This window comes from Pseudomonas sp. Pso3 (assembly GCF_055393275.1).
On record NZ_AP043687.1, the window covers coordinates 1868924 to 1884072 of the forward strand.

Annotated in this window: 12 protein-coding genes; 8 read left to right on the forward strand and 4 right to left on the reverse strand. The window is 68.1% G+C overall.

Annotated features, from left to right (window positions below):
- Positions 1–195 precede the first annotated feature (195 nt).
- The 3 genes from ACZ5R1_RS08770 to ACZ5R1_RS08780 all read left to right on the forward strand — a co-directional run bounded on the left by ACZ5R1_RS08770 (position 196) and on the right by ACZ5R1_RS08780 (position 4753).
- Complete coding sequence (locus ACZ5R1_RS08770) at positions 196–2217, forward strand: oxidoreductase (RefSeq protein WP_464713273.1); 2022 nt, start codon at positions 196–198, stop codon at positions 2215–2217.
- A gap of 287 nt (positions 2218–2504) precedes the next feature.
- Entirely contained in the window at positions 2505–3818 is a 1314-nt protein-coding gene (locus ACZ5R1_RS08775; RefSeq protein ID WP_171991242.1) for a chromosome partitioning protein ParA, read from the forward strand.
- Between the two features lie 11 nt (positions 3819–3829).
- Positions 3830–4753, forward strand: a complete 924-nt coding sequence (locus ACZ5R1_RS08780) for a 1-aminocyclopropane-1-carboxylate deaminase/D-cysteine desulfhydrase (RefSeq protein ID WP_288492651.1) — start codon at positions 3830–3832, stop codon at positions 4751–4753.
- On the opposite strand, the gene ACZ5R1_RS08785 is transcribed toward ACZ5R1_RS08780, so the two are convergent.
- Positions 4726–5706: a DUF1853 family protein gene (locus tag ACZ5R1_RS08785; RefSeq protein WP_267398264.1), complete on the reverse strand. Its 981-nt coding sequence runs from the start codon at positions 5704–5706 to the stop codon at positions 4726–4728. The genes ACZ5R1_RS08780 and ACZ5R1_RS08785 overlap by 28 nt on opposite strands.
- Before the next feature lie 40 nt (positions 5707–5746).
- Between ACZ5R1_RS08785 and ACZ5R1_RS08790 the strand changes: the two genes are divergently transcribed.
- Genes ACZ5R1_RS08790 through ACZ5R1_RS08800 form a run of 3 tightly spaced genes read left to right on the forward strand, consistent with a single transcriptional unit; the run spans position 5747 to position 8456 of the window.
- A complete protein-coding gene (locus tag ACZ5R1_RS08790; RefSeq protein WP_007158929.1) occupies positions 5747–6631 on the forward strand; it encodes an NAD(+) kinase in 885 nt (294 codons plus the stop codon).
- Positions 6631–7590: a metallophosphoesterase gene (locus ACZ5R1_RS08795; protein ID WP_027601911.1), complete on the forward strand. Its 960-nt coding sequence runs from the start codon at positions 6631–6633 to the stop codon at positions 7588–7590. Before ACZ5R1_RS08790 ends, ACZ5R1_RS08795 begins: the two co-directional genes overlap by 1 nt.
- The gene (locus tag ACZ5R1_RS08800) at positions 7587–8456 is read left to right on the forward strand and encodes a rhomboid family intramembrane serine protease (protein ID WP_464713040.1); all 870 of its coding nucleotides are present in this window, start codon (positions 7587–7589) and stop codon (positions 8454–8456) included. The genes ACZ5R1_RS08795 and ACZ5R1_RS08800 overlap by 4 nt, the downstream gene beginning before the upstream one ends.
- Here ACZ5R1_RS08800 and ACZ5R1_RS08805 read toward each other — a convergent pair whose 3' ends face one another.
- Together ACZ5R1_RS08805 and ACZ5R1_RS08810 are read right to left on the reverse strand one after the other, a co-directional pair.
- Entirely contained in the window at positions 8457–8774 is a 318-nt protein-coding gene (locus ACZ5R1_RS08805) for a hypothetical protein (RefSeq protein WP_244898813.1), read from the reverse strand. It lies immediately after the preceding gene.
- A gap of 75 nt (positions 8775–8849) precedes the next feature.
- Positions 8850–10616 carry a thiamine pyrophosphate-requiring protein gene (locus ACZ5R1_RS08810; protein WP_150338928.1) on the reverse strand — a complete coding sequence of 589 codons (1767 nt, stop codon included), beginning with the start codon at positions 10614–10616 and terminating at the stop codon, positions 8850–8852.
- A 252-nt stretch (positions 10617–10868) separates the two neighbouring features.
- Between ACZ5R1_RS08810 and prmB the strand changes: the two genes are divergently transcribed.
- Together prmB and ACZ5R1_RS08820 are read left to right on the forward strand one after the other, a co-directional pair.
- Positions 10869–11783, forward strand: coding sequence for a 50S ribosomal protein L3 N(5)-glutamine methyltransferase (prmB, locus tag ACZ5R1_RS08815; RefSeq protein WP_464713041.1), 915 nt, complete (start codon positions 10869–10871; stop codon positions 11781–11783).
- Positions 11784–11832: 49 nt separating this feature from the next.
- Entirely contained in the window at positions 11833–13152 is a 1320-nt protein-coding gene (locus ACZ5R1_RS08820) for a DEAD/DEAH box helicase (RefSeq protein ID WP_464713042.1), read from the forward strand.
- Positions 13153–13206: 54 nt separating this feature from the next.
- Here ACZ5R1_RS08820 and ACZ5R1_RS08825 read toward each other — a convergent pair whose 3' ends face one another.
- Positions 13207–15042, reverse strand: a complete 1836-nt coding sequence (locus ACZ5R1_RS08825) for a putative bifunctional diguanylate cyclase/phosphodiesterase (RefSeq protein WP_464713043.1) — start codon at positions 15040–15042, stop codon at positions 13207–13209.
- Positions 15043–15149 lie beyond the last annotated feature (107 nt).

The following is a 15149-nucleotide window of genomic DNA, read 5'->3' on the forward strand; positions in this document are numbered from 1 at the left end:
GGCGGGATAAAGGTGCTCAGGGTAGGAGACCAGACCGCCGCTGCCAAGGGGCGGCTGTGCATTTGGGTAAAGAGGTTGTCATTTCCGGTGATTGAGACGGGGGCGCGCTCCTCCTATCGTGGCGCCAGGCTTTCCCAGAAAGGCCAACCACCGGAGACCGCCATGATCGAGCTTGCCGCCCGTAATACCACCCCTATGGATAACTATCCGCATCTGCTCGAACCTCTGCCCGTGGGGTCGATCACGTTGCGCAATCGCGTGGTGATGGGGTCCATGCACACGGGGCTGGAAGAGCGGCCCGGCGGTTTCGCGCGGATGGCGGCCTTTTTCGCCGAGCGGGCGCGGGGCGGGGTGGGGCTGATCGTCACCGGCGGCATCGCGCCGAACGAAGAGGGTGCCGTGGCCAAGGGCGCGGCCAAGCTGACCACCCCCGAGGAAGCCGAGCATCATCGGCCGGTAACGGACGCGGTGCACGCCGCCGGCGGCCGTATCTGCCTGCAGATCCTGCACGCCGGGCGCTATGCCTATAACCCCCAGCTGGTGGCGCCCTCGGCGCTGCAGGCACCGATCAATCCCTTCACCCCGCGCGAACTGGACGAGGCCGAGGTGGAGGGGCAGATCGCCGCCTTCATCCGCTGCGCCACCCTGGCGCAACAGGCCGGTTACGACGGCGTCGAGGTGATGGGTTCCGAAGGCTACTTCATCAACCAGTTCATCGCCGCGCGGACGAATCACCGCACGGATCGCTGGGGCGGCGACTTCGCCCAGCGCTGCCGCTTGCCGCTGGCCATCGTCGAAGGCATCCGCGCGGCGACCGGTCCGGATTTCCTGATTATCTTCCGTCTCTCGCTGCTGGACCTGGTGGAGCAGGGCAGCACCCCCGAGGAATGCCTGCAGCTGGCGCTCTGGCTGGAAGCCGCCGGGGTCAGCCTGGTCAACACCGGCATCGGCTGGCACGAGGCGCGCATCCCCACCATCGCCACCCTGGTGCCACGCGGCGCCTTTGCCGCCGTCACCGCCCAGCTCAAGGGCCGGGTGCGGGTGCCGCTGATCGCCACCAACCGCATCAACACCCCCGAGGTGGCCGAGGCCATCCTCGCTGCTGGCCAGGCCGACCTGGTGTCCATGGCCCGCCCGCTGCTGGCCGATCCGGATTTCGTCGCCAAGGCCGCCGCCGGCCGCGCCGACGAGATCAACACCTGCATCGCCTGCAACCAGGCCTGCCTGGACCATACCTTCGCCGGCAAGCTGACCAGCTGCCTGGTCAATCCGCGCGCCTGCCACGAGACCGAGTTGCGGATCCTGCCTGTCGCCGAGGTCCGCACCTTCGCCGTGGTCGGCGCCGGACCGGCGGGCCTGGCCGCCGCCTGCACCCTGGCCGAGCGCGGCCATAAGGTAGTGCTGTTCGAAGCCAGCGAGCGCATCGGTGGCCAGTTCAATGTCGCCCGGCGCATTCCGGGCAAGGAAGAATTCGGCGAGACCCTGAGGTATTTCCAGCGGCGCCTGGAGCGACTGGGGGTGGATGTCCGCCTCAACCATCGTGTCAGCGCCGGCGAGTTGCAGGCCGAGGGCTTCGCCGCGGTGATCCTGGCCACCGGGGTGACGCCGCGGGTGCCGCCCATTCCGGGAGTCGACCATCCCAAGGTGCTGGATTATCTGGACGTCCTGCTGGAGCGCAAGCCGGTAGGCCGACGGGTCGCCCTGATCGGCGCCGGTGGCATCGGCTTCGACGTGGCGGATTTCCTCACCCATGGCCACCAGGAGGTGGAGCCCATCACCGCCTTCTACCGAGAGTGGGGCATAGACCCCAGCTTCAGCAGCCGTGGCGGCCTGGCCCCGGCCGCGCCGCCGGCGGTGCCGCGCGAGGTCTGGCTACTGCAGCGCAAGCCGGGCAAGCCCGGCAAGGGCCTGGGCAAGACCACCGGCTGGATCCACCGCGCGCGCCTGCAGCAGCGCGGCGTCAAGGCCATTGGCGGGGTGGAATACCTGGGCATCGACGATGCCGGTCTGCACCTGCGCCTGCCCGATGGCGGCGAGCAGGTGCTGGACGTCGACAACGTCGTGCTCTGCGCCGGCCAGGAGTCCCTGCGCGAGCTGGAAGACGAACTGCTCGGCGCCGGCATGGCGGTGCATCGGGTCGGGGGCGCGGATGTCGCCGCCGAACTCGATGCCAAGCGCGCCATCGATCAGGCCACTCGCCTTGCCGCCGAGCTGTAACTCTTCGTTGCAATCAGGGATGATTTCTGTGATCCACTCCGCATAACATCGGTTCCGGACCGACCCTCGTCCCAATGTCTGGCCTCTCTTCCATCCCGCCGACCAGGATTGGCTAAGCTGCCGTCCTGATGCGTCGGGTGGGGGCCCGGCGCGTTGGAGCAGTCGGGCGGCGACGCGGATCAAGCGCGTCGCCGCCAGAGGTCGGCGCGCGGATGCAGGTCCGGTCGCCAATTGGCGAGATGCCGGCCTCGGTATTCATGTGGGATCGACAGAGCACGCGGCGAGAGATGGCAGAGACGTTGAACGAAGAGGCGGTACTGACCCCGGTGGTGCTGGGGTTCGGCGACCAGGGTGTGAATCGCGCCTTGCTGTTTCCCGATTTCCAGGCGCTCTGGCAGGGCGACCAGACGCTGCTCGACTGCGCCGGACGGCGCCATCGCTTCGTCTATCTGCTGCTGGACGACCACCGCCGGGTCAAGGCCGCGGTGTTTTTCCTGCTGGCCTTCGATGCCCAGGGCAGTCCGCTGCCGGAGTGGGACCTGCCGCTTACGGAGCTGGCCGAGCGCGGCGATGTCGGTCCCGACCTGGGCGCCGGGCCGATCCGCCTGGCCAGTCGCAGCCACTGCCCGATTTCCTGGCACCAGGGCGATCTCTGGGATCCGCGCAGCGAGGCCGAGCATGACGACTGGCAGGCGATCCGCGACTGCCTGGGTCTGGTCGCGCCGCGCGATGGCGAGGTGGAACTGGCCGGGGAATACCACCCCAGTGCCGCCGACGGCATCGATGTCGAGGCCCGTCTCGAACGGGTCCGCCGTATCCTCGCCCAGGAACACCAAGAGGCGCTGGACAAGCTGATCGCCGGCCAGCGCACCCGTCTGCTGACCCTGACCCGCCAGCACCAGGAAGACCTGGCCCGCCTGCAGCGCGATGCCGACGAGGCGCGCGCCGCCAAGGCCGAGCTGGAGGTGCGCTACGCCGCCCTGGCCCAGCACCTGGAGCAACAGCACGACCTGGCCCGCCAGGAGCGCGAGGAACTCAACGAACAGATGCGCACCCTGGAGCGCAATGCCCTCTACAAGATCGAGGCGCTGCGCATCCAGTCCGAAGCCGAAAGCGAAGCCCGGGTGGCCGCCGCGGTGGGCGAGCTGAAGAATCAGCTGACCATCCGCGAGGTGGAACTCAAGTACCGCGACGAGCTGGACGGCCAGTTGCAGGAAGACATCCGCCAGCTGCGCGAGCGCTGCGCCCAGCTGATCGGCGACAGCAACGAAGGCCAGCTGGAGCGCCTGGCGCGCCAGGGCATCCTGTTCGTCACCTTCCAGCCGGGGGCGGGTCATCTGATCCTCAGCCGCCAGGACGTGCCGCGGTTCAGCGCCGATCCCCTGGGCTATGTCGCCGAGCACTGCAAGGTCAGCCGCGAGCAATACCAGCGCTGGCTGGAGCATCACCAGCAGCCGGTGTGCCAGGCCGAGGTGGAGGGCGAGCGCTGCGGGCGGCCGGTGGTGCGGGTCGAGCATCCCGCCCAGTTCGATCCGCTGCGCTCGACGCTGTGCGCCGAGCACCGCGGCGATGACAGCGATGGCGACGTCGCCAATCTCTGAATCCCCGGCGGATGACATCTCTCCCACCCGCCGCGCTGCAGGAGGTGCAGCTCGCTGCCCTGGCGCCGCGCGACCTGCGCCTGGCGGTGCTGCGCCTGGATCAGCGCCCGGCCGCGCATAACGGCAACAAGGGCTACAAGCTGCGGCCCTGGCGCGAACGCCTGGCCCGGGGCGAGGGCCGTGGGCTCATCAGTCTCGGCGGTGCCCACTCCAATCATCTGCATGCGCTGGCCGCCCTGGGTCGGGAAGACGGCTTCGCCACTGTCGGCCTGCTGCGCGGCGAGCCCTGCCTGACGCCCACCGTCCAGGATCTGCAGGCCCAGGGCATGACCCTGCACTGGCTCGGCTATGGCGGCTATCGCCGTCGCCATGACGCCGACTTCTGGCAGCCCTGGCAGGCGCGCTATCCCGGGTTGCTGCCCATTCCCGAGGGGGGCTGCGACGAGCAGGCCGCCGCGGCCTGCGCGGCCATCGTCACGGAGTTGCGCCAGGGCCTCGCCGCCCTGGACTGGCCCGATTGCCAGCAAGTCTGGCTGGCCGCCGGCACCGGCACCACCCTGGCCGGGGTGATCCGCGCCGCCGATCCCGCCTGGCAGGTGGTGGGCGGCCTGGCGGTGCCATCCGGGCACGGCGTCGAAGCCAACCTCGACCGGTTACTCGCTCAGCACATGGCCCCGAACTGGCGCCTGCTGGACGCCAGCCGCGGTGGCTTCGGCCGCCTCGATGCCGAAGTGGCCCGGGCCATGGCGGAGTTCGAGGCGCAGACCGGGATTGCCCTAGAGCCGCTCTATACCGGCAAGCTCTGGCTGGCCCTGCGCCAGGCAATCGAGGGCGGCGCGCTGGCCCCGGGCAGTCGCCTGGTGCTGATCCACAGCGGGGGCCTCCAGGGCCGCCGCGCGCTGGAGCCTCAGCTGGCGAAGTGGGTCGGCGGCTGAAGCGGCCAACCCCCAGGCACCAGGAACAGCCGGGCATCCTCGTCGCCGCGTGCATCGCGCCGCACCAGCAATTGCGGCCAGATCGGCTCGCCGTCCGGCAGCGGCAGGCAGGGCGTGTCGGCCACTGCGGGTGCCAGCCAGTGGCCCTTGGGCAGCACCTCCCAGGGGCCCTCCGGCAGTTGCCCGCGCGCGCACCACAGCTGGGGTTGTCGGGATGGCAGGGCGTCCGCCGGCCAGGGCAGGGGGCGATCGAGCGGCTGGAACAGATAGCCGCCCAGCCACAGCGCCGCCCGCGGCGGGGCGATGTCCAGCGCCGCCAGGCTGGCCCGGGCCAGGGGCGTGGCCGACAGCGGCAACTGGCGCTGGCGCAGATGGGCGAGCTTGCGCGCCAGCTGGTCTTCGCCGCCGGGGCCCAGCCAGCGGGGCGCGTCCGCCGGGCCTTCGCCCAGGTAGAACTTCACCGCCAGTTCCAGGTGATGGACCCCCTCGGCGTCTTCCACCAGCAGGTCCAGTTCACCCAGGGTACGGTCACCGTCGCGCAGGGGCAGGTTGGCCGCGCGCAACCTCAGCCCCGGCGCGCGCTCCAGGGCGAATTGCCAGAGTCTTTCGTACTGGCGCCCCAGGCGGCGGTCGCTGCCCTGGGCGAGCCAGGTCGCCAGGGCCGCGGGGGCCGCGTCCTGTTGCCGCAGCCAGTCGGCCAGACGTTCGGGGTGGGTCGCCCAGTCGCTGGCGGCCAGCGGATGACGGGTGTCGGCGGCCTCCAGCAAGGGCGGCGCGACCAGAGTCCAGGCGAGATCGCGCACCTGGGGCTGGCTCAGGCGGCGGGGCAGGGCGTGCAGCTCGGCGAAGGGCGTCATGGTGCCAGCATAGGCCAAGCCGGGCCGCTGCGGATCACCGGCGGCGACCCGTGGTCGGATGAGGGCGGTTTGCCGCTGCCACGGGCTTTCGCCCATACTTTCCGCACTTTCCAGCCAACGGGGCCGCCGGCGCGTCATGGACTCCTTTCGTAACATCGGCATCATCGGTCGACTCGGCAGCACCCAGGTGCTGGACACCATCCGCCGGCTCAAGACCTTTCTGCTGCAACGCGGGCGCAACGTCATCCTGGAAAACACCATCGCCGAAGTCCTGCCTGGCCACGGCCTGCAGACGGTGTCGCGCAAGCTCATGGGCGAGATCTGCGACCTGGTGATCGTGGTCGGTGGCGACGGCAGCCTGCTCGGCGCCGCCCGCGCCCTGGTGCGCCCGCGGGTTCCGGTGCTGGGGATCAACCGCGGCAAGCTGGGTTTTCTCACCGACATCCGCCCCGACGAGCTGGAGACCAAGGTCGCCGAGGTGCTCGACGGCCAGTACCTGATGGAGACGCGCTTCCTGCTGGATGCCTTCGTCGAACGCGGCGGCGAGATGATCGGCCAGGGCGATGCCCTCAACGACGTGGTGCTGCACCCGGGCAAATCCACCCGGATGATCGAATTCGAGTTGTACATCGACGGCCAGTTCGTCTGCAGCCAGCGCGCCGACGGCCTGATCGTCGCCACCCCCACCGGTTCCACCGCCTACTCGCTGTCGGCGGGCGGTCCCATCATGCATCCCAAGCTGGATGCCATTGTGGTGGTGCCCATGTATCCCCACACCCTGTCCAGCCGGCCCATCGTGGTCTCCGGCGACAGCACCCTGTCGATCCTGGTGTCGCCGAACATGACGATCTATCCGCAGGTCTCATGTGATGGCCAGAATCATTTCACCTGCGCACCCGGCGATACCGTGACCATTCAGAAGAAGCCCCACAAGCTCAGGCTGATCCACCCGCTGGATCACAACTACTACGAGATCTGCCGGACCAAGCTCGGCTGGGGCAGTCGCCTGGGAGACGATTGATGCCCTGCGGCTACGATCTGATCGGCGACATCCACGGCTGCGCCCATACCCTGGACCTGCTGCTGGAGCGCCTCGACTATCAACAGGTGGACGGCGTCTGGCAGCATCCCGAACGCCAGGCGATCTTTCTCGGTGACCTGGTCGATCGCGGCCCGCGCATCCGCGGCGCCCTGCGTCGGGTGCGCGCCATGGTCGAGGGTGGCCATGCCCACTGCATCCTCGGCAATCACGAACTCAATGCCCTGGCCTGGCACACCCCGGCGCTCCCCGGCACCGGCCAGACCTGGGTGCGCGAACACACCCCCCGTCATCGCCAGCTGATCCAGGAGACCCTGGCCGCCTTCGCCGATCATCCCGGCGAGTGGCAGGACCACCTGGACTGGCTCTACACCCTGCCGCTGTGCAAGGACTTCGGTCACTTCCGCATCGTGCATGCCTGCTGGGATCAGCGGCTGATCGACGAACTCCTCCACCACTATCCGGACGCCTGCATCGACGAGGACTTCGTCCGCCAGTCCATCGTCGGTGGCAGCCTCGCCAGCCGGGTCGCCTCGCGCCTGCTCAACGGCGTCTCGCTGCCCTTGCCCCACGGCCTGCGCCTCACCGGCAGCGACGGCTATGTGCGGGCGCGCTTTCGCACCAAGTTCTGGGAAAGCGATCCCCAGACCTATGGCGACGTGGTCTTCCAGCCGGATGCGCTGCCGGCGGAAATCGCCTGCGAACCCCTGAGCGACGAGGAAAAGGCCGGGCTGCTCTGCTACGGCGAGGACGAGCCGATGCTGTTCGTCGGTCACTACTGGCGTGACGGCCATCCCGAACCGCTGCGGCCCAACCTGGCCTGCCTGGACTACAGCGCGGTCAAGTACGGCAAGCTGGTGGCCTACCGCCTCGACGACGAACGCCAGATCGATCCGGCCAAGTTCGTCTGGATCGACGTCCAGCGCGAGGAGGGGCGATGAACCAGCCGCAACCCGTGCTGCGCGTGCCCCTGGGCCGTGACCTGCTTGGCTTCACCCGCCTGCTGCGGCGCCTGCAGATCCGCCACCGGGTGGTGGAAGAGGGCGACAGCCAGGTGCTCTGGGTGCTGGATCCGGCGCGGGTCGAAGAGACCCGCAGCCTCTATGAGCGCTATCCCGACGGCGATCCGCGCGGCGAGGTCCAGGCCGCCCGCGGACCCCGCGGCTTCGGCCTGCTGGCGCAACTCAAGGCCAGTCCGGTCAGCGCCGTCTTTCTCGCCATCACCCTGCTGCTGGGCCTGGCCACCGAACTGGGCGACAACCTGGCGCTGATCCACTACCTGACGCTGCAGGAATTCCGCCTGATCGACGCCGAGCACATCGCCTTCCTCGATCTCGACGCCAGCCTGGCCCGTGGCGAATGGTGGCGGCTGGTCACTCCGATCTTCCTGCACTTCGGTCTGCTGCACCTGGCGATGAACGCCCTCTGGTACTGGGAGCTGGGTCGGCGCATCGAATTCCGCCAGGGCGGCCTGATGCTGCTGCTCCTGACCCTGGTGTTCGCCGCCGGCTCCAACCTGGTGCAGTACGCCTGGACCGGCCCGACCCTGTTCGGCGGCCTGTCCGGGGTGCTCTATGGCCTGCTCGGCCACTGCTGGCTGTTCCAGTGGCTGGCGCCCAATCCGGCCTATCGCATGCCGCGCGGCGTGGTGGCCATGATGCTGATCTGGCTGGTGATCTGCCTGACCGGCGTCTTCGACCTGCTCGGCTTCGGCTCCATCGCCAATGGCGCCCATGTCGGCGGCCTGGTGCTGGGTTGCCTTACCGGCCTGCTGGGCGGTGGCCTGGCACGCCTGCGGCAGCGCTAGCTAGCGCCGCCGCTTGAGCTCGGGCGAGAGGCTCAAGGCATTGCGATAGCGCCAGCGCCGCTGGCTGCGGCGGCGCAACCAGAGCCCAACCAGCAACAGCAGCGCACCGCCGCCCAGAAAGCCCTGGGCGGTCTCGCGGGCCATCGTCAGATAGGGCGCCAACTGCGGCAGCTGCAGCAGTGCGGCACCGCCTGCCAGCAGCGCGGCCAAACCCGTCAGCACCGAGAGGGTGCCGAGGCCGGCGGCGAGGGAGGTTAGAAAGGGCCGCCGCAGGCGCAGCGGCGGCGGATCGAAACGGTCTTGCTCGGGCAACTGCATGCTCATACCCCAGGCGCTGTAAGGCCGCCGAGGTTATACGCCTCGGCGGTCCTTGGCGAGCCTGAGAGGCGCGGGCTAGCGCAGCAGCTGTCGGGCCCCCTGCTTGAGCATGTCCCAGCGATTCGGATCACCACTGGCGATGGCGCCGAGGAAGGCCCGCGCCTGCTCGAAGCTGATGTGCGGCGGCAACGGCGGCACACTGGGGTCGGTGACGAACTCCAGCACCACTGGGCGATCCGCTTCGAAGGCCTGCTGCCAGGCATCGGCCACCTCGTCCGGACGATGGATGCGCAGGCCCTTGAAGCCGAGCAATTCGCCATAACGGGCATAGGGGAAGTCCAGAACGTCCTGGGCTGGGGCGAACTTGGGATCACCGGCCAGGGCGCGTTGCTCCCAGGTCACCTGGTTGAGATCGCCGTTGTTGAGCACCATGACGATAAAGGTCGGGTTACTGAATCTTTTCCAGTACTGCTGCAGGGTGACCAGTTCGGCATTGCCGTTCATCTGCATGGCGCCGTCGCCCACCAGGGCGATCACCGGACGATCCGGATGGGCGAACTTGGCCGCGATCGCATAGGGAATGCCACAGCCCATGGTCGCCAGCTTGCCCGACAGCGACCCCAGCATCTGCCCGCTCATGCGGATGTCGCGGGCATACCAGTTGGTGTGGGAGCCGCTGTCGCCGCAGAGGATGGCGTCACGCGGCAGTTGCTGGGACAGCTCATGGAACACCCGCTGCGGATTGATCGGATCGGCGGGCGCCAGGGCGCGCTGCTCGATGGAATGCCAGGAGTCGGCCACGCTCTTCTCGATGCGCGCGCGCCATTTGTCGTGGGGCTTGCTCTGCAGCAGCGGCAGCAGGCGCCTCAGGGTCTCGGCGGCATCGCCCAGCAGCGGCTGCTCGATGGGATACCTCATGCTGATGTTGCGCGCATGCAGGTCGATCTGCACCGCCCGCGCCTGGCCTTCCTTGGGCAGGAATTCGGTATAGGGAAAGGTCGAGCCGACGATCAGCAGGGTGTCGCATTCCTTCATCAGCAGATCGCTGGCCTCGGTGCCGAGCAGGCCGATGGAGCCGGTGACATAGGGCAGTTCGTCGGAGACCACACCCTTGCCCAGCAGCGCCTTGGCGACCCCGGCGCTGAGCTTCTCGGCCACCGCCATCACCTCGCTGCGCGCCTGCAGGGCACCGGCGCCCACCAGCAGGGCCACCTTCTTGCCGGCATTGAGGATGTCGGCGGCGGCCTGCAGGTCGTCTTCCTGGGCATAGGGCCGTGGCGGGATGGCACCGGCCCCGGAAAGGACATTGGCGTGCTGGTGCGGCGGGCTTTCCACCGCCGGCAACTGCTGGATGTCGTTGGGAATGATCACCGTGGCCACCTGGCGCTCGGCGATGGCCACGCGAAAGGCGCGGTCGATGACATGGCGCAGTTGCGCCGGATGCACCACCGTCTCCACGTAGGCGGAAACGTCCTTGAACAGGGTGTGCAGGTCGACTTCCTGCTGGTAGTCGCTGCCGAGCGACGAGGCGGCCTGCTGGCCGACCAGGGCGACCACCGGCATATGGTCCATCTTGGCATCGTACAGGCCGTTGAGCAGGTGGATGGCCCCGGGCCCGGAAGTGGCCAGGCAGACGCCCACCTCGCCGGTGAACTTGGCATGGGCGCAGGCCATGAAGGCGGCCATCTCCTCGTGGCGCACCCGCACATAGTCGAACTGCTCGGCCACCCGCCCCAGGGCACCCATGATGCCGTTGATGCCATCGCCGGGATAACCGAAGACGCGCTCGACGTTCCACTGCCCGAGGCGCTCCCAGAGATGGTCGGCTACGGTCTTGCTCATGACGTTCTCCTAACTGGACCTTTAGGCTTTGTCCGAAAAGTGCCTGCGCTCGGCCATGCTGCGTTAAAAAACCGTTCGGAATGCTCATTTACCACTCGTAAACTCCGCTTCCTCACGGATTTTTGCCTTGCCTGACCTTCGCTCGGCGACTTTTCAAACAAGCCTAGGTTAGGAAGAAGGGGTCCGGCGTTAAGTTCCTGCAGCCGGACCGGGCGCGGGTTAGAATGCGCGGCTGATCATCCGGAGCCTTTCATGAGCGAATCCCGCCTGCGCACCTTGCGCGACCACATCCGCTGGGCCGTCAGCCGCTTCCATGCCGAAGAGCTGTTCTTCGGCCATGGCCACGACAACGCCTGGGACGAGGCCCGCGCCCTGGTGCTGGGCGCCGTGCACCTGCCCTGGGACACCGCCGACCGCTACCTGGACTGCGCCCTGGAAGACGACGAGCGCTACGAACTCGGGGTGCTCTTGCACAGGCGCATCCAGGAGCGCGTGCCGACCGCCTATCTGCTCGGCGAAGCCTGGTTCTGCGGTCTGCCGTTCACCGTCGACGAGCGGGTGCTGGTGCCGCGTTCGCCCATCGGCGAGCTGATCGAAGCGCAATTCGCCCCCTGGCTGCCGGCCACGCCAGCGCGCATCCTCGATCTCTGCACCGGCTCGGGCTGCATCGGCATCGCCTGCGCCTATGCCTTCCCCGAGGCCGAGGTGGCCCTGGGCGATCTGTCCTACGACGCCCTGGAAGTGGCCTGGCATAACATCGAGCGCCACGGCCTGGAGGAGCGCGTCTATACCGTGCAGGGCGACGGCTTCGCCGGCCTGCCGGGGCAGCGCTTCGACCTGATCGTCAGCAATCCGCCCTACGTGGATGCCGAGGACTTCGCCGACATGCCGGCCGAGTACCAGCACGAACCGGCCCTGGGCCTGGCCTGTGGTGACGACGGCCTGGATCTGGTGCGACGGATGCTGGCCGAAGCGGCCGATCACCTCACCGAGCAGGGCATCCTGGTCGTGGAGGTGGGCAACAGCCAGGTCCACGTCGAGGCGCTCTATCCGGAAGTCGATTTCACCTGGCTCGAATTCGAGCGCGGCGGCCATGGCGTCTTCCTGCTCGCCGCCGCCCAGTGCCGCGAGCACCAGGCGCTGTTCCGCAGCCGTCTGGTCCCCTGATCACCTGCGGTCGCCGGTGGCGGCCGCCTTTCTTTACCGAGGTCTACCCGTGTTTACCGAACTCGCTCTGCACGAGCGCCTGCTCAAGGCCCTCGACACCCTGGGCTTCAAGACGCCCACCCCGGTCCAGGCCGCTGCCGTGGGTCCGGCCCTGGAGGGCCATGACCTGCGCGTCACCGCCCGTACCGGCAGCGGCAAGACCGCGGCCTTCCTGCTGCCGCTGCTGGATCGACTGCTCAAGGATCCCAAGCCGCGTTCCGGTGCCCGCGCCCTGATCCTGCTGCCGACCCGCGAGCTGGCCCAGCAGACCGCCAAGGAAATCGAACGCTTCGGCCAGTTCACCTTTCTCAAGGCCGGCCTGGTGATCGGCGGCGAGGACTTCCGCGTCCAGGCCGCCGGCCTGCGCAAGAATCCCGAGATCCTGGTGGCCACCCCCGGTCGCCTGCTGGAGCAGCGCAACGCCGGCAACGTGGATCTCAGGGACATCGAGATGCTGGTGCTGGACGAAGCCGACCGCATGCTCGACATGGGCTTCTCCGAGGACGTGCTGCAGATCGCCGCCAGCTGCGAGCGCGAAGGCCGCCAGACCCTGCTGTTCTCCGCCACCAGCGGGGGCAACAGCCTGCGTCAGGTGGTCGAGCAGGTCCTGCGCGAGCCGCAGAATCTCATGCTGGACCGCACCGGCGAACTCAACGAAGCCGTGGTGCAGCAGGTGATCCTGGCCGACGAGCCGCCGCACAAGGAGCGCCTGCTGCAGTGGCTGCTGGCCAACGAGACCTATCGCAAGGCCATCGTCTTCACCAACACCAAGGTGCAGGCCGATCGCCTGACCGGTCGCCTGGTGGCCGAGGGCCTCAAGGTCTTCGTGCTGCACGGCGACAAGGACACCAAGGACCGCAAGCTGGCCGTGGAGCGGCTGCAGAGCGGCGCGGTCAAGGTGCTGATCGCCACCGACGTGGCCGCCCGCGGCCTGGACGTGGACGGCCTGGACCTGGTGATCAACTACGACCTGCCGCGCAGTGGCGACGAATACGTCCACCGCATCGGCCGCACCGGGCGCGCCGGCGAGGCCGGTCTGGCGATTTCCTTCGTCACCCATGGCGACTGGAATCTGATGTCCAGCATCGAGCGCTATCTCAAGCTGAGATTCGAGCGTCGTCACCTGCCGGGTCTCAAGGCCAGCTACAGCGGTCCGAAAAAGCTCAAGGCTTCGGGCAAGGCGGCGGGCGTGAAGAAGAAAAAGACCGAGGGCAAGAAGGACGGCAAGGCCAAGGGCAAGGCCAAACCCAAGTCCGAACGCCGTCCCGGCGCCCTGGTGCCGAGCTCGGCCGACGGCTTCGCGCCGCCGCGCAAGCGCACCCAGGAGTGATCTCGCGGCGGGCCTGAGGCGCCAACCCGCGGCTAGGCCGCGGGGCAGGGCGCCTCAGTGCTTGGCGGCGTTGTCGAACAGCTGGAAGACCGGCGCACGCCGCGTAGGGCGTCGTTGCAGATCCGGTTGCTGGATCAGCAACCAGGCCTGCAATTCCGGTTCGGGCATGGGCTTGCCGATCCAGAAGCCCTGGCCTTCGTCGCAGCCCATGGCCAGCAGGCTGGCCAGGGCCTCGGCGGTCTCGATACCCTCGGCGGTGATGCGAAAGCCCAGTTGATGGGACAGTTCGATCAGCGAGCTGACGATCAGCCGGTCCTTGGTGCGGTGGGTCAGCTCGCGGACGAAGCTGCGGTCGATCTTGATGGTGTCGGCCGGCAACTCGCGCAGGTGCGAGAGGTTGTTGTAGCCGGTCCCGAAGTCGTCGATGGCGATGCCGATGCCCAGCTCGCGCAGGGCGGCCAGCTGCCGATGGATCAGCGCCACGTCACCCAGCAGCGCATTTTCGGTGACCTCCAGCTCCAGGCGCCGGGGGTCGACCGGATAGCGCTGCAGCAGGTCGGTGGTATGCTCGGTGAAGTCCGGATCGTTCAGGTCATGGGCGGAGATGTTGATCGCCACCCCCAGGCCCCGGCCCTCGCGTTGCCAGGCATAAGCCTGGCTGATGGCCTGCTGCATGACCCAGCGACTCAGCGCGGTGATCAGCGCGGTCTTTTCCGCCAGCGGAATGAATTCCGCCGGACTGACCGGGCCCAGGTGCGGATGCTGCCAGCGCAACAGCGCCTCGACGCTGTGGCAGCGACCGGTGGCCAGATCGATGCGCGGCTGATAGACCAGGCTCAACTGGTCCTCGGCGCGCAGTGCCTGGGGCAGGGCGCTGAGCAGGGCGAAGGCGCGGCGGTAGGCGGCGTCATGCTGCGGATCGAAATACCGGCAGCCGCGCATTTCGGCGCGGGCATCGTCGGCTGTGGCGATCAGGGCACGCAGCCAGTCGGTGGGATGGTCGTCGGTCAGGGACATCACCCCCAGGCCCAGCCGGGTCTGGATGGGAATGCCATTGTAGTCGAGCACCCCGGTCAATTCCTGCTGCAGGCGCTCGAGCAGCGCCCGCTGCGCGGCCTCGTCGGCGTCGTGCAGCAGAAAGCCGAAGCGGGCCGGTCCGAGGCGATACAGCGGTTGTTCAGCCGGTAGCAGGCGGCGCAGGTGCTGCTTGATGGCCCGTTGCAGGCCATCGAAATGCGCCTGGCCCATGGCCTTGATGAAGTCGTTGAGATAGCTCTGGGCGAACAGATCGGCCGCCACCGCCACCACCGAGGTACCGGCCCGGGCCAGGGCTTCGGCATCCTCGCTGAAGCGCTGACCATTGGGCAGCTGCGTGACCGGATCCCAGAAGGCTTCGGTGCGCAGCAATTCGATGTGCTGGCTGGCCAGGGCCGCCAGTTGCTGCAGCGCCACCAGCCGATCCTGGGGCAGGGCGGCGCGGGGAGCGGCATCGAACAGGCAGAGACTGCCGAGCATCAGCCCTTCGGCGGTGCGCAGCGGCGCGCCCAGGTAATAGCGGATGTTCGGTGCACCCCTCACCACCTGGAGGTCGACGAAGCGGGCATCGTTGCGGGCGTCTTCCACCTGCAGCGGCAAATTGGTTTCCTGCAGGTGCTGGCAGAACGACTGGCCGCGCGGCACGGTGAAAGGCGCGCAGCCTACGGTGGCTCGACAATGGACCTGCTGGCCGTCAAGAAAGCAGATCATTGCATAGGGGACATCGAACAACCGGGCGCAGAGATCGGTGAGATCCTGGAAGGCACGGTCGGCAGGGCGGTCGATCAGGGCAAGATCGCGCAGCAGTGCAAGACGCTGGCGTTCGTTGGCCGCAGTGAGTGGAGCGGGCTCCATAGCAACGTCTCGGTGCGCTGTAGTAGCAGATTGCTACTTAGAGCGTGATGGGGTCGAGAGTTCCCTCACTACCCGCCTCACAGTCTACCGGTTGTCATTTATCTGTC

Excerpts from the sequence above, each read along its gene's own strand:
- ACZ5R1_RS08770 (WP_464713273.1), top strand. The coding sequence starts at position 196 with ATGGATAACTATCCGCATCTGCTCGAACCTCTGCCCGTGGGGTCGATC.
- ACZ5R1_RS08775 (WP_171991242.1), top strand. The coding sequence starts at position 2,505 with ATGGCAGAGACGTTGAACGAAGAGGCGGTACTGACCCCGGTGGTGCTG.
- ACZ5R1_RS08780 (WP_288492651.1), top strand. The coding sequence starts at position 3,830 with ATGACATCTCTCCCACCCGCCGCGCTGCAGGAGGTGCAGCTCGCTGCC.
- ACZ5R1_RS08785 (WP_267398264.1), bottom strand. The coding sequence starts at position 5,706 with ATGGGCGAAAGCCCGTGGCAGCGGCAAACCGCCCTCATCCGACCACGG.
- ACZ5R1_RS08790 (WP_007158929.1), top strand. The coding sequence starts at position 5,747 with ATGGACTCCTTTCGTAACATCGGCATCATCGGTCGACTCGGCAGCACC.
- ACZ5R1_RS08795 (WP_027601911.1), top strand. The coding sequence starts at position 6,631 with ATGCCCTGCGGCTACGATCTGATCGGCGACATCCACGGCTGCGCCCAT.
- ACZ5R1_RS08800 (WP_464713040.1), top strand. The coding sequence starts at position 7,587 with ATGAACCAGCCGCAACCCGTGCTGCGCGTGCCCCTGGGCCGTGACCTG.
- ACZ5R1_RS08805 (WP_244898813.1), bottom strand. The coding sequence starts at position 8,774 with ATGCAGTTGCCCGAGCAAGACCGTTTCGATCCGCCGCCGCTGCGCCTG.
- ACZ5R1_RS08810 (WP_150338928.1), bottom strand. The coding sequence starts at position 10,616 with ATGAGCAAGACCGTAGCCGACCATCTCTGGGAGCGCCTCGGGCAGTGG.
- prmB (WP_464713041.1), top strand. The coding sequence starts at position 10,869 with ATGAGCGAATCCCGCCTGCGCACCTTGCGCGACCACATCCGCTGGGCC.
- ACZ5R1_RS08825 (WP_464713043.1), bottom strand. The coding sequence starts at position 15,042 with ATGGAGCCCGCTCCACTCACTGCGGCCAACGAACGCCAGCGTCTTGCA.